Origin of the sequence: Streptomyces sp. NPDC004610, assembly GCF_040609715.1 — a bacterium.
Taxonomy (GTDB): Bacteria; Actinomycetota; Actinomycetes; order Streptomycetales; family Streptomycetaceae; genus Streptomyces.
The window spans coordinates 16,450-30,611 of record NZ_JBEXLA010000030.1 but is presented as its reverse complement, the minus strand read 5'-3'; the positions used below and the strand labels follow the sequence as shown (position 1 = coordinate 30,611).

Below are 14,162 nucleotides of genomic sequence, written 5' to 3'. Positions count from 1 at the left end.
GACATGACGACCGACGCCACCCCCACCGCCACCCCCACCCCGGCCGAGTACACCGACCACCACGCCCCCGCCGGTCTCCGCGTCCGAGGCACCGTCGTCGTGGTGCCCGGCCGGGGCGAGACCCGGGCCACCTACGCCCGGCTGGGCCGACGCCTCGCCGCCGACGCCTACCGGGTCCGGGTGATCGACGCGGCGGAACCCGGCCTCGCCCCCGCCGACTTCGCCCACCGGATCGCCGACGCCGTGACGGGCACGGCGGGGGAGGACGGGGTGGTCCGGCCGCTGGTGCTGCTGGGCGCCGACTCGGGAGCCGCCGCCGTGGCCGCCGTCTCGGGCGACGGCCCCGGAACCGCCCACCCGGACGCCCTGATCCTGGCCGGACTGCCCGGAGAGCGGTCACCGGCCGCCGACACCTGGGAACAAGAACTGGACATCCGCACCTCCTGCCCCGCCCACCGAGGCACGCTCACCGAGGACACCGGGGTCCGCCGGGGCGCCCTCACCACCCCCCTGCCCGAGCCGCTCCGCACCGCCGCCCGACAGGCCGAGCCGGGTGTGCCCGTACTGCTGCTGGCCGGTGACGCCGACCCGCTCACCGACCACGAGACGCTCACCCACACCGCCAAGTCCCTGGAACGCGCCCGGCTGGCGGTGGTCCGGGGAGCCCACCACGACGTCCTCAACGACCTCCAGCACCGCTCGGTGGCCGCCGAGATCGTCACCTTCCTGGAGACCCTGCGCAACGACCTGACACCGCTGATCAGGGTGGAGTCCAGCGCCTGGTGACCCCTGCCCCCCGAGCCCTCCCGCCCCTCCCCGCCGCCCCCGAAAGGTCCCGCCATGGCCACCGTCCTGTCCGTCTCCGGCAGCCCCTCCGCCACCTCCCGCACCGCCCGCCTCCTTCGCCACCTCGATGAGCGACTGCGCCACCAGGGCCACGAGGTGACCACCCTCGACGTCCGCACCCTCCCCGCCGAGGCCCTGCTCGGCGCCGACTTCCGGCACCCCGCGATCACCGAGGCGACGGCCCGTTTCGAACGCGCCGACGGCATCGTCATCGGCACCCCCGTCTACAAGGCCGCGTACTCCGGACTCCTCAAGGCGCTCCTGGACGTCCTGCCCCAGTACGCCCTGACCGGCAAGACGGTGCTGCCGCTCGCCACCGGCGGCAGCACCGCCCATGTCCTGGCCATCGACTACGCGCTGCGCCCGGTCCTCACCTCGATGGGCGCGGCGCACATCGTGCCGGGCTGGTTCACCGTCGACAAGGACATCAGCGCGGGCCCCGACGGCACCACCCTCCTGGCCCCGGCCCCCGCCGAGGCCCTGGCCCGCGTCACCGACCGGTTCTCGGCGGCCCTGGGGGGCCGGGTGGCGGGGGAGTTGGCGACCACGGCGGTGTGACCGGCGCCCGGGGTCACCCGCCCGGAGGCCCGTCGCCCGGCGGGGGTTCGCCGGTCCGGGACGCCGCGCCGCGTGCCGTTCTGCGCCGGGCGCCGCCCAGCACCAGGCCCGCGGCGATCAGCAGGACGGCGAACCACACCGGGCCGCCGTCGAGGGCGAGCACGACGACGCCGAGGGGGAGCGCGAGGCTCCCCAGCGGCACCAGGAGGTCGCGCAGCGGCGGAGGGGTCCCGCCGGGCCGGGCGCGTGCGCGGACGACCTCGGGGTACCAGGCGGTGAACCGCAGGGCGGCGAGGATCGCCAGGATCTGGATGATCCACCCGGTCCAGAGGTTGCCCGGGTTGTGCAGGACGAGGTCACCGTAGGCCCCGGCGACGGCGGCGACGAGGAAGGCCAGACCCCAGACCCCGGTGATGACGTAGTTGGTGCGGAGAAAGGCGGGGGTGTCCCAGAGCCGTCGGTCGACCCGCTCACGCGCGTACTGGATCGTGAAGGGAACGCGTACCGCCATCGATCCGAGGGCGATGACGACAAGGGCGATGTTCGACACCTCGCCCGCGTAGGTCTCCAGCCACCGGTGGGTCGCGGGCGAGGCCAGCGCCCCGACCACGGCCATCAGGGCGAAGAAGGCGGCGTCCGCCAGCTCCAGCAGCTTGAGGGAGCCGCCGGGACGCCTGAGCCGTCCCGCGATCACGATGACGGCGGTGATCGCCAGGGCGAGCACCACCGACAGCTCGAACCGCGAGGGGCCGACGAGGACCGAGAAGACGATCCAGGGCGCCATGCCCAGCAGCGGGCTGTCGAGCACGGCGTCGAACCGGCTGCCCCGCGGGGCGGCTGCGGCAGGGCCCATGGCGCGTCAGTCCTTCGTCCGTCCGGGATCCGGCGCGGACCGCGCCGCACCGCCGCCCCGGGTACGGGGTTCCCGGTTCCAGCATGCCGTGGACACGCCCACCCGGCCCGGCGGGAGCGGGCGCGGCGGAGCCGTTCGGGCACCGGCCCGTCCGGCGCGCGGCGGCCGGTGCAGCCCGTTCGGCGTAGTCGGCGCGGGGCCGGTGCCGACGGCGTCCGCGCGGTCACCGGCCGCGCACTCCGGCGCCCGGCCCCGCGCGGGGCCCGCCGGAGCGGACCGTGTCACTGTTGAGGTCCGGCCGGGGCGATGTCCACAATTGAGGTCGCCGACCGTCGCGGTCCCACGACCGGGGGAGAGGGGAGCAGGGCATGAGGATCTCCGTTTCGTCGGACATGGACGAGCCCGTCGCGCGCCGACTGGTGGCGGCGCTGCGTGAGCGCGGGCACGAGGTGGCGGCCCACGGGGCGCTCAGCCCCGGCGACGACCCCCAGTGGGCCGTGTGCTCCGAGGCCGCCGCCCGTGAGGTCGCCGCCGGGACCGCCGACCAGGCCGTGGTGTGCTGCTGGACCGGCACCGGCGCCTCCATCGCCGCCAACAAGGTGCCCGGCATACGCGCCGCGCTGTGCGCCGACGCCGCCACCGCGGACGGCGCCCGCCGCTGGAACGACGCCAATGTGCTCGCCCTGAGCCTGCGCCTGACCTCCGAACCCCTGCTCGGGGAGATCCTGGACGCCTGGTTCGCCGCCGAGCCCAGCACCGACCCCGAGGACCGCGCCAACCTCGCCCATCTGGCGGACATCGAGGCCCGCCCGGTCACCGACCGCCGCCACTAGCCCCGCTACGAGCCCCCCGACCGCCAGGAGCGCCGAGTGACCCGCTGGATCTGGGAGTACGACGGCTACGACCCCGCCGACCAGCGGCTGCGCGAGTCCCTGTGCACGCTCGGCAACGGCGGCTTCGCCACCCGGGGCGCCTTCCCCGAGTGCGCCGCCGACGACATCCACCACCCCGGCACCTATGTGGCCGGCTGCTACAACCGGCTCACCTCCCAGGTCGCGGGCCGCGAGGTCGACAACGAGGACATGGTCAACGTCCCCAACTGGCTCCCGCTGCGGTTCCGCCCGGCGGGCCGCCGCTGGCTCACCCCGGACACCACCACCGTCCTCGACCACCACCAGGCCCTCCACCTCGACGCCGGAACCCTGGAGCGCCGCACCCGCTACGCCCTGCCCGGCGGCGGTGAACTGACGGTCCGTCAGGTCCGCCTGGTCCACATGGGCGACCCCCATCTCGCCGCCCTGCGCACCGAGTTCACCGCCGACACCCCGGTGGACCTGGAGGTCGAGGCCGCCCTCGACGGCGGGGTGCGCAACTCCGGGGTCGCCCGCTACCGCGATCTCGACGGCCGCCATCTCACCCACGCCCACACCGGCACCCACTCCCCGGACACCGTCTGGCTGCGCTGCCGCACCCGCACCTCCGACATCCGCATCGGCATGGCGAGCCGGATCACCGCCGCCACCGACATCGCCGTACGGCACACCCCGCCCCGGGCCGTGCAGCGGCTCACCCTGCGGCTGGTGCCCGGTGCCGTCGCCACCGTCGACAAGACCGTCGCCCTGCACACCTCCCGGGACCCCGCGATCAGCGACCCCGTGTACGCGGCGCTGGCCCGGGTCGACCGGTCGCCCGGCTTCGACGGGCTGCTCGCCTCCCACCGCACCGCCTGGGCGCAGTTGTGGCGCCGCGCCGACCTCGATGTCCCCGGCGAGGCGGGCCGGATCCTGCGGCTGCACCTCTTCCACGTCCTCCAGACCCTCTCCCCGCACACCGCTGACATCGATGTCGGCGTGCCCGCCCGGGGGCTGCATGGCGAGGCGTACCGGGGGCATGTGTTCTGGGACGAGCTGTTCGTGCTGCCCTTCCTCAATCTGCACTTCCCCGAGGTCTCCCGGGCCCTGCTGCTCTACCGCCACCGCCGTCTCGAACAGGCCAGGATCGCCGCCCGGGACGCGGGCCGCGAGGGTGCCATGTACCCGTGGCAGAGCGGCAGCGACGGCCGCGAGGAGACCCAGCAGCTGCATCTCAACCCCAACTCCGGCCGCTGGCTGCCCGACCACTCCCGGCTCCAGCACCATGTGGGCTCCGCCATCGCCTACAACGTCTGGCAGTACTGCGAGGCCAGCGGCGACACCGAGTTCCTGCACACCAAGGGCGCCGAGACCCTGCTCCAGATCGCCCGCTTCTGGGCCGACGCCGCCGTCTACGACCCGCGGCTCGGCCGCTACCGCATCTCCGGTGTGGTCGGCCCCGACGAGTACCACGACGCCTACCCGGACGCCGAGGAACCCGGCCTCGTCGACAACGCGTACACCAACGTCACCGCCGCCTGGGTGCTGGCCCGCACCCAGGAACTGCTCACCGCCCTGCCGCTGCCCCGCCGCCGCGAACTCGCCGAGCGCACCGGCCTGGACGACGGCGAACTCGACCGGTGGGACGAGGTCTCCCGCAAGCTCCACGTCCCCTTCCACCGGGGGGTGATCAGCCAGTTCGACGGCTACGGCGACCTCGCCGAACTCGACTGGCAGCGCTACCGCGAGCGCTACGGCGACATCCGCCGCCTCGACCGGATCCTGGAGGCCGAGGGCGACACCGTCAACCGCTACCAGGCGTCCAAGCAGGCCGATGTCCTGATGCTCGGCTATCTCTTCTCCCCGGCCGAACTGCACGCCCTCTTCCACCGTCTCGGCATGCCCCTGGACGAGGAGACCTGGCGCCGCACCGTCGACTACTACCTGCACCGCACCAGCCATGGCTCCACCCTCAGCGGCCTCGTCCACGGCTGGGTCCTGGCCCGCTGCCGCCGTGCCGAGGCATGGGAGTTCGTGCAGGAGGCACTGCGCGGCGACATCGCCGACATCCAGGGCGGCACCACCGGCGAGGGCATCCACCTCGGTGCCATGGCCGGCACCCTCGACCTGGTCCAGCGCGGACTGACCGGCCTGGAGACCCGCGACGGCGCCCTGTGGCTGGACCCGGTCCCGCTGCCCGAACTGTCCACCTACGGCTTCTCCGTGCGCTACCAGGCCCACTGGGGCGTCCGCTTCCGGCTGCGCCAGGGCAACCTGGAGATCACCGTGCCCAACCACACCGAGGCGGCCCCCATCGACGTACGCCTCCCGGACCGGGCCTTCACGCTGGGGCCCGGGGAGAGCGCACGGCTGCTGCTGCCGCCGGAGGACTGACCCGCAGCCCCCCACGCACCCCCACAGTCAGGAAACCCGCCGCCATGAACGACCCGCTCACCGTCTCCGTCCTGGGCACCGGCATCATGGGCGCCGCGATGGCCCGTGACCTGGCCCGCGCCGGGCACACCGTCACCGCCTGGAACCGCAGCCGCGCCAAGGCGGAGCCCCTGGCCGCCGACGGGGTGACCGTCGCCGACACCCCCGCGGACGCGGTCCGCGACGCCGACGCCGTCGTCACCATGCTCTACGACGGCGGCACCGTCCGGGAGGTCATCGGCCGGGCCGTGCCCGCCCTGCGCACCGGCACGGTCTGGGCCCAGACCACCACCGCGAGCCTGGAGGACGTCGCCGCGCTGGCCAGGACCGCCGCCGAGCACGGCGTCCTCTTCTACGACGCGCCCGTGCTCGGCACCCGGGAGCCCGCCGAGGCCGGGAAACTGACCGTGCTCGCCGCCGGGCCCACCGAGGGACGTGAGCGGATCACCCCGGTCTTCGACGCCATCGGCGCGCGGACCGTGTGGACCGGCGAGGACGCCGCCGCGGGGGGCGCGACCCGGCTGAAGCTGGTCGCCAACAGCTGGCTGGTCACCGCCACCAACGCCACCGGCGAGATCCTCGCCCTGAGCGAGGCCCTCGGCGTCGACCCGCAGAGCTTCTTCGACGGCATCGCGGGCGGGCCCCTGGACACGCCGCTGCTGCGCGCCAAGGCCGCGCTGCTGCGGGAGGGGCGGCTCACCCCGCCCGAGTTCGCGGTCACCACCGCCGCGAAGGACGCCCGGCTGATCGTGGAGGCGGGGGAGCGGCACGGCGTCCGCCTGGACCTGGTCGCCGCGAGCGCCGCCCGCTTCGCCCGCGCGGAGGCCCAGGGGCACGGCGGGGAGGACATGGCGGCGGTGTACTACGCGGGGTTCGAGGGGGACGGGCCGGGGCGGAGGGCGTGAGCCGCGGGCCCAGCGAGGGTGCGGAGCGCCTGAGGCGGAGCTCCTCAGGCGGAGCGCCTCAGTGGGCGCCGAGGCCGCCCCCGCCGAAGGATCCGCTGCTGCCCTTGCTCCAGCGCGGCCGGTCCTTGCCGGTCCCCGGCTTGGTCTGCATATTGCTCAGCTCGTAGGGGGTGAGGGCGCGACCGCCCTTGGGAACCTTGGGCACCTCGTCCGGCTCACGGTTCTCCAGCACCTCGTGGACCGGCCCGGTCTCGGGCGCCCGGGGCTGCTCCTCGGGCCGTGGCGTCGGGGGCTCACGGTCCTTGATCCGATTGCCCAGCCAGAAGCTGCCCGCCAGAACGGCGAGGACTGCCACCGCGACCACGAAAAGGACGAGGCTGAGCAGTCCGCTGGGCGCTGCCAGATACATCGGTGCGCTGCTCATACCTCATGGATACCCCCAAAAGGGTGGCGCGACCAGTCGAAATGCGGTTTTTCTCACTAAATACACCACTTTCCGTTCCCCCGTCGCAACGGCTCCCTGGTGCCCCCCGGCCCGGCACGCCGAGCCCGCCGCGCAGGCGGACGCCCACCGCACCGGGGCATCACCATGCTCCTGGCCCGAGATCATCGCGTGCATCGGGCTGGGCGTGCCGCAGGTGCGCCGCTGACCCCGCCCGGCCTCGCCCCTCGGGACGACAGCGCCTGAGTTCGCCGCAGATGTCCCGGACGCCCCGATCCCCTTGGCGGAACGCCGCGTTCGACCCCGTCCGGGCGGCCCCGCGCGTGTCGCGGACCCTCCGCTCGCGGATACGCTGGCCCCGCTCCCGATCACATGGGGTGGGGTCCGGAGTCCGGTGACGGATGTCCGGCCGCGTTCAGCGCCGGGCGGGCGGTCGCATACTGGACGGGCCAGGGGAGGGCGCGGCAACGGTGACGGGGGCGACTGCGGGCGATGGCGGAGACCAGGCTGATCCAGGGCCGGTACCGGCTGCTCGACCTGATCGGGCGCGGCGGCATGGGCGAGGTGTGGCGGGCGCGCGACGAGTCGCTGGGGCGGCAGGTCGCCGTGAAGTGCCTGAAGCCGATGGGGCCGCAGCACGACGCCGACTTCACCCGGGTGCTGCGGGAACGCTTCCGCCGGGAGGCCCGGGTCGCCGCCGCGCTCCAGCACCGCGGCATCACCGTCGTCCATGACTTCGGCGAGTCCGAGGGGGTGCTGTTCCTCGTCATGGAACTCCTGGAGGGCCGCAACCTCAGCCAGTTGCTGGACGACAACCGGCAGCACCCGCTGGCCGTGGACGATGTCGTGGAGATAGCCGAACAGGTCTCCGCCGCCCTCGCCTACACCCATCAGCAGGGTGTCGTGCACCGGGATCTGAAACCCGCGAACATCGTCCGGCTCTCCGACGGCACGGTGAAGATCTGCGACTTCGGCATCGCCCGCCTCGGCCATGACATCGGCTTCACCTCCCGCCTCACCAGCACCGGCGTCGCCATGGGCACCCCCCTCTACATGTCCCCCGAACAGATCGGCGGCAGCGAGGTCGACCAGCGCAGCGACCTCTACTCCCTGGGCTGTGTGCTCTACGAGATCGCCACCGGGGCACCGCCGTTCGATCTGGAGGACCCCTGGGCGATCCTGGTCGGCCACCGCGACACCGAGCCCACCCCGCCCCGCGCCCACCGCGCCGAACTCCCCGTCTACCTCGACGAGATCATCCTCGACCTCCTCGCCAAGGAGCCCGACGCCCGCCCTCGCGATGCCCATGAACTGAGCCGCCGGATCAGCGCCGCCCGCGCCACACCCCCGTATGTGCCGACCCTGGGGGCCGCCGTCCGCCCGCCGTCCGAGCCCCGGAGCGAACCGCCGGGCGGCGGACCCACCGCCGACTCGCCGGGAGTCCACGGAGTCCCGGGAGCGGCGGGTGTGCCGGGGAGCGCGGCCGTCGTCTGGCCCGAGCCCGAGTCCGGTCCCGGTGGCGACCTGGACGAGGCCGGTCCGCTGCCCGACTGGACCCGGGGGATGACGACCGGTCACCGCGCCACCGGCGCCACCACCCGCCCCGTCCCGCCGCCCGAGAACTGGGCCGCCCTCACCGCCGCCTGGATCCCCCGCCCCGGCACCGGACGCCCCGCCGCCCCCACCCCGTCCCCCGAGGTGCTCGCCGAACTCGCCGGACGGCACAACGCCGGGCTCAGCCTCGGGCGGCTCGGCCGCTGGGCCGAGGCCGGTGAGGTGCACCGCGCGGTGGCCGCCGACCGGGAGCGGCTGCTCGGCGCCGGACACCCCGACACCCTCGCCAGCCGCTACGAGATCGCCTTCACCCTCAGCCGCACCGGCCGCGCCGACGAGGCGCTCGCCGAGTACACCCTGGTCGCCGAGGCCCGTCACCGCGCGCTCGGCCCCGACCACCCCGACACCCTCGCCGCCCGCCAGGAAATGGCCTACGTCCTGGGCCAGTCGGGGCGGCCCGACGACGCCCACGAGGTCTACACGGCCGTGCTCGCCACCCGCGAACGCATCCAGGGCCCCGACCACCCCGACACCCTGCGCTGCCGCCACAACCTCGCCTTCAACCTGTCCCGGCTCGGCCGCCTGGACGACTCGTACCGCACCGCCCGCGAGGTCGCCGACGCCCGCGCCCGGGTACTCGGCCCGCACCACCCGGACACCCTGGTCACCCGGTACGAAGTCGGCTACGCGCTCGGCCAGTTGGGGCAGTGGGCGGAGGCGCTCCTCACCTACCGGGAGGTCGCCGAGGCACGGGCGCGCGCCCTCGGCCCCGACCACCCCGACACCCTCGCCGCCCGCTACGAGATCGGCATCAGCCTGGGCCGGCTCGGCCGCAGCGCCGACGCCCTCACCCTCTACCGCGACCTGATCGCCGACCGCACCCGCGTCCACGGCCCCACCCACCCCGAGACCCTCCGCGCCCGCCACGGCCTCGGGGTCAACCTCGGGCGGCTGGGCCGCTGGGAGGAGGCCCTGACCGAGTCCCGGGACGTCTGCGCGATCCGGGCGCGGACGCTCGGCCCCGACCACCCGGACACCCTGGTCAGCCGTCGCGAGGTCGCCGTCGGCCTGGGCTGGCTCGGCCGCTGGGCCGACGCCCTCACCGAGTACCGCCGGGTCGCCGAGGCCCGGGAACGCGCCTTGGGCGCCGCACACCCCGACACCCTCGCCGCCCGCCAGGACGAGACCCACTGCCTGCAACAACTCGGCCGCGCCACCGAGACCGGCCACCTCTACCGATAGGCCGCCCCCCTGCGCGCCGGGGGAGCCCGAGGGGGGCCGCTGAACCCCCGTGGGCCCAGGCGCCGGGACGGTGGGCTTCCGGACGGTGCGGGTGGGCCTCCGGGCGGTGCCGGTGGGCCTCAGGACGGTGCCGTGGCGCGTCCGGGGCCCGTACTTCCGGATCCGAGGTGTCGGAGGACCGAGGGGGTCGGGCCGCCATCGACCGCCGCGCCGCCGACATCGAGTCCGTCCTCCTCGCCCACCGCGCCGAGCGCCTCGCCGGGTACATACGGCCCCGCAGCGTCGACTCCATCGCCGAGATGCCCCGCGACCCCGACGGCAGGCTCTGCGAACGGCGGCTGCGCGCGCCCTACCGGCAGGGGCGGGCGCGGCCCCTGTGAGCCGCGCCCGCGTCCCCCGAGCAAGGCGTCAGCGGCGCTCCCGCACCGTGACCACCCGCAGCTCCGGCGAGTTCAGGATGTCCCGCTCGCAGAACCGGGACGTCACCCAGCGCTCCGCGCCGAACAGCCGGGTCTGGTCGGCGTGGTGCGGCGAGGCCGGGTTCGAGGACTGGGAGTAGGTCAGCAGCGTGCGCGCCACCGGGCAGGGGCCGCCGTTCCAGCCCACCGCCTGGAGATAGCTGGACCCGGTGGTGACCTCGGTGGAGCCGCCCGCCGGGTCCCACACCGGCTCGATCTTGTTCCACACCCCGAGTCCCTCGGTCCCGCCCGGCACCGCGATCCGCTGCCCGCCGCGCACCACGACCTGGTGGTCCCCGAGCCGGGCGTCCAGCGCGATGCCCGCCGCCCGCAGCTCGGCGACCGTGTCCGCCAGCGCCGTCGCGAAACCCGGCGCCGAGGTGTCCAGGGTGCGCGGGGTGTTCACCGGGTCGGCCGGGTCGAACGGCACCTTCCACCGCCGGTCCGCCGGGACGGCCGCCGTCAGCTTCCGCCAGAACCGGTCGAAGAACAGCGCGCCCCGGCTGTCCGTGTCCAGCGTGCGGTCCCAGCCCGCCAGCACCTCGCACGCCTCGCCCACCGCGACCGGCCGACCGTCGCCACCGGTCGCCGTACCGCCCGGCAGCGCCGCGCAGGCCCGCGCCGCGTCGTCCGCCGCGAGATCCCCGGCGGGCACCCGGTTGGCGAACTGGAGCGCCTGGAGGTCCCGTACGGTCAGACCGCCCCGTTCCGTCAGCGCCGACACCTCCTCGATCGCACCGCGGGTGCGCAGGCTGCGGGCCGTGCCGATGTCGCCGAAGACCCGCTCGTACCCGGTCAGCGGCCGGTCGGCGTTGGCCAGCCAGGCACTGTCGTTGGAGTTCTCCGCGTACGGGGCGTCCCGCAGCGTGGGCAGCTTCGCCGGACCGAACACACCGGGCTGGACGGCGTCCGGGTCCCGGCCCAGCGCGCAGTCGCCGCGCGAGCCGTCCAGGACGGCCAGCCCGGACGCCGGGTAGGTGACCCGGCCCAGCGGGGTGGAGCAGGTGCGGGCCAGGTCGTCGGTGATCCGGGGCAGGACCTGCGCCTGCGTGAAGAGCGTGCCGCCCCGGGAGTCGGCGGCGACCGTGTTCAGCCAGGGCAGGCCCTGGGTGCGGTGCAGGGCGTCGAGGACACCGTCCGTGCTCCGGGCGCGGGCGAGACCGAGCGCGGTGTCGGCGAGCCGCAGATTGACCGCGTTGGGGTCGTTGACCGCGTACGCGGTGGTCGTGGTCCACGGCAGCGGTATGCCGGGGCCGAGGGAGGAGAGCACCGGGCCGTAGCGGGTCCACCACTGGTCGCGGGTGACCGGGGCGCCGTCCTGGACGGCCACCGTGACCTGCCGCCTCGTCATCCGCTCGGGCCGCCCGTCGACCAGATAGACCGTCGGGTCGGCCGGATCCAGGGTCAGCTGATGGAGGTTCATGGTGATGCCGGTGGCGACGGTGTGGCTCCACGCCACCCGCTCGTTGTGCCCGATACCGACCACGGGGGTGCCGAGGAGGGCGCCCCCGGAGACGTTCAGCCGCCCCGGGATGGTCTGCTGCATCTGCCAGAAGCGGCGCCCGCCCTCCCACGGGTAGTGCGGATTGCCCAGCAGCAGCCCCCGCCCGTCGGCCGTGGTGCCGCCGCCGAACGCGACCGCGTTGGAGCCCATCGAGGCGCTCTCGGCGGCGAACAGCTCCCGCGCGCCGCGCGCCACGGCCGTCCCGTCCGGGGTGGCCGCCCCGCTCCCGGAACTCGGCGGTCGCGCCGCCGTGATGCCGTCCACCGCGCGGCCCTGACCGCCGAGCACCGCGAGCGCGTAACTGCGCGCCGCCACGTCCAGGGTGCTGACCGGGCGGACCCAGGCGGCGTCCCGGCACGCCGGGTCCGAGACGCGGTTCTGCCGCAGCCAGGCGTTGTACCCGGCCGCGAACCCCCGGATCAGCTCCTTCACCTCCCGGCTCGGCCCGGCCGGGGCCGGGGTGGCGAGCAGCCGCTCCACCGTCCCCGCCTCGCGCACCCCGCGGAAGTACAGATCGCTGGAGAGATTGCGGCCCGCCGAGGACAGCGCCGGATCCGAGGGCGCGTCGGCGCCGAAGTACTGGGAGCGCTCCCCCCGGACGGTGGTGAAACCCTCGGCCAGCGTGCACACCTGATCGGTGGCCTGCGCCCAGCCGGTACCGAAGCCGAGCGAGGCGTAGTCGCTCCCGACGATGTGCGGAATGCCGTACTCGGTGTAGCGGACGACGGCGGACAGGCCGCCGCCCCAGGGGTGCTGCTCCCCACCGCCCGGCTCCGGTGCTGCCACGGCGGGCAGGACCGGTAGGGCGGTGAGCAGGGCGGCGGCCAGGACGGTGAGCCGTCTCGGACGGATGCGCATCGAGCCTCCCGACATCGTTGGGGGGGAAGGAGCGGTGGAGCGTACCGTTCGGTATGCCGGCCCGGCCAGGTCCCTTGACCTGGTCCGGCCCGGCGGCAGAGGATCATCTGTCATGACGCCCGGACACCACAGCACGGTTGACGGAGTGCTGCGCCGCAGCGCCCGCCGCACCCCCGCCCGCGTCGCCGTCGAGTACCGCGACCGCACCTGGACCTACGCGGACCTGGACGACGCCGTGTCCCGCGCGGCGAGCGTGCTCCGCGCCCAGGGGACCGCCCCCGGGGACCGGGTCGCCGCCTTCGGCCACAACTCCGACGCCTATCTCATCGCCTTCCTCGCCTGCGCCCGCGCGGGCCTGGTCCATGTCCCGGTCAACCAGAACCTCACCGGTGACGATCTCGCCTATCCGGTGCGCCAGTCTGGTGCCTCCCTCGTCCTCACCGACCCGGACCTCGCCGACCGCCTGCCCGAAGGGGTACGAACCCTGCCCCTGCGGGGCGCCGAGGACTCCCTGCTCGCCCGCCTCCCCGGCGCCGAACCCCACGACGGGCCCGAGGCCCGCTCCGAGGACCTGGTCCAGCTGCTCTACACCTCCGGCACCACCGCCCGGCCCAAGGGCGCGATGATGACCCACCGCGCGCTGGTCCACGAGTACCTCAGCGCCATCACCGCGCTGGACCTGAGCGCCGGGGACCGGCCCGTGCACGCCCTGCCGCTCTACCACTCGGCCCAGCTGCATGTCTTCCTGCTGCCCTATCTCGCGGTCGGCGCCACCAGCGTCCTGCTCGACGCACCCGACGGCGACCGGATCTTCGACCTGGTCGAGCAGGGCCGCGCGGACAGCCTGTTCGCCCCGCCGACCGTCTGGATAGCCCTCTCCCAGCGGCCCGACTTCGCCACCCGCGACCTCACGGGCCTGCGCAAGGCGTACTACGGGGCCTCGATCATGCCGGTGCCGGTCCTCGAACGGCTCCGCGCCCGGCTCCCCGACCTCGCCTTCTACAACTGCTTCGGCCAGAGCGAGATCGGCCCCCTCGCCACCGTCCTCGGCCCCGACGAGCACGAGGGCCGGATGGACTCCTGCGGACGCCCCGTCCTCTTCGTGGACGCCCGGGTCGTGGACGAGAACGGCAAGGACGTGCCCGGCGGCACCCCCGGCGAGATCGTCTACCGCTCGCCGCAGCTGTGCGAGGGCTACTGGGACAAGCCCGAGGAGAGCGCGGAGGCGTTCCGGGACGGCTGGTTCCACTCCGGCGATCTGGCCGTGCGGGACACCGACGGCTATCTCACCATCGTCGACCGGGTCAAGGACGTCATCAACTCCGGTGGGGTGGTGGTCGCCTCCCGGCAGGTCGAGGACGCCCTCTACACCCATGAGGCGGTCGCCGAGGCCGCCGTGATCGGACTGCCCGACGACCGCTGGATCGAGGCGATCACTGCGGTGGTCGTCGCCCGCTCCGAGGTGTCCGAGGCCGATCTCATCGCCCATGCCCGTGACCGGCTGCCCCACTTCAAGGCCCCCAAGCGGGTCTTCTTCGTGGACGTGCTGCCCCGCAACGCCAGTGGGAAGATCCTCAAGCGCGAGCTGCGGGACCGGTTCACCGGGTGAGCCGTCGGCGGCCCTGGGCGCACCGGGTCCGGCGACGCGCGCGTCCCGG

11 protein-coding genes are annotated in these 14,162 nt (G+C 74.6%); 8 read left to right on the top strand and 3 right to left on the bottom strand.

Annotation, left to right across the window (positions count from 1 at the left end; genetic code table 11):
* Positions 1-3: 3 nt before the first annotated feature.
* Complete coding sequence (locus ABZX40_RS29010) at positions 4-786, top strand: alpha/beta hydrolase (protein WP_355749640.1); 783 nt, start codon at positions 4-6, stop codon at positions 784-786.
* A 54-nt stretch (positions 787-840) separates the two neighbouring features.
* Positions 841-1,404 (top strand): NADPH-dependent FMN reductase, encoded by a 564-nt coding sequence (ssuE, locus tag ABZX40_RS29005; protein ID WP_355749637.1) that lies wholly within the window; start codon positions 841-843, stop codon positions 1,402-1,404.
* 13 nt (positions 1,405-1,417) lie between these two features.
* Here the strand turns inward: ssuE and ABZX40_RS29000 are convergent, their stop codons facing one another.
* Complete coding sequence (locus tag ABZX40_RS29000) at positions 1,418-2,257, bottom strand: hypothetical protein (protein ID WP_355749634.1); 840 nt, start codon at positions 2,255-2,257, stop codon at positions 1,418-1,420.
* Between the two features lie 368 nt (positions 2,258-2,625).
* On the opposite strand from ABZX40_RS29000, the gene ABZX40_RS28995 reads away from it, so the two are divergent.
* From ABZX40_RS28995 to ABZX40_RS28985, 3 genes are read left to right on the top strand one after another with little or no spacing between them, the layout of a single operon-like run.
* Positions 2,626-3,090 carry an RpiB/LacA/LacB family sugar-phosphate isomerase gene (locus tag ABZX40_RS28995; RefSeq protein ID WP_355749631.1) on the top strand — a complete coding sequence of 155 codons (465 nt, stop codon included), beginning with the start codon at positions 2,626-2,628 and terminating at the stop codon, positions 3,088-3,090.
* A gap of 36 nt (positions 3,091-3,126) precedes the next feature.
* Positions 3,127-5,502 (top strand): glycosyl hydrolase family 65 protein, encoded by a 2,376-nt coding sequence (locus ABZX40_RS28990; protein WP_355749628.1) that lies wholly within the window; start codon positions 3,127-3,129, stop codon positions 5,500-5,502.
* 44 nt (positions 5,503-5,546) lie between these two features.
* Positions 5,547-6,446, top strand: a complete 900-nt coding sequence (locus ABZX40_RS28985; RefSeq protein WP_355749625.1) for an NAD(P)-dependent oxidoreductase — start codon at positions 5,547-5,549, stop codon at positions 6,444-6,446.
* A 58-nt stretch (positions 6,447-6,504) separates the two neighbouring features.
* Here ABZX40_RS28985 and ABZX40_RS28980 read toward each other — a convergent pair whose 3' ends face one another.
* Positions 6,505-6,870: a DUF6479 family protein gene (locus tag ABZX40_RS28980; protein WP_355749623.1), complete on the bottom strand. Its 366-nt coding sequence runs from the start codon at positions 6,868-6,870 to the stop codon at positions 6,505-6,507.
* A gap of 510 nt (positions 6,871-7,380) precedes the next feature.
* Between ABZX40_RS28980 and ABZX40_RS28975 the strand changes: the two genes are divergently transcribed.
* Both ABZX40_RS28975 and ABZX40_RS28970 read left to right on the top strand, forming a co-directional pair.
* Positions 7,381-9,684, top strand: coding sequence for a serine/threonine-protein kinase (locus tag ABZX40_RS28975; protein ID WP_355749620.1), 2,304 nt, complete (start codon positions 7,381-7,383; stop codon positions 9,682-9,684).
* A 167-nt stretch (positions 9,685-9,851) separates the two neighbouring features.
* Positions 9,852-10,064, top strand: a complete 213-nt coding sequence (locus ABZX40_RS28970; protein WP_355749617.1) for a hypothetical protein — start codon at positions 9,852-9,854, stop codon at positions 10,062-10,064.
* A 28-nt stretch (positions 10,065-10,092) separates the two neighbouring features.
* Here the strand turns inward: ABZX40_RS28970 and ABZX40_RS28965 are convergent, their stop codons facing one another.
* Entirely contained in the window at positions 10,093-12,504 is a 2,412-nt protein-coding gene (locus tag ABZX40_RS28965; RefSeq protein ID WP_355749614.1) for a penicillin acylase family protein, read from the bottom strand.
* Positions 12,505-12,616: 112 nt separating this feature from the next.
* On the opposite strand from ABZX40_RS28965, the gene ABZX40_RS28960 reads away from it, so the two are divergent.
* Complete coding sequence (locus ABZX40_RS28960) at positions 12,617-14,113, top strand: acyl-CoA synthetase (protein WP_355749611.1); 1,497 nt, start codon at positions 12,617-12,619, stop codon at positions 14,111-14,113.
* Positions 14,114-14,162: the final 49 nt, after the last annotated feature.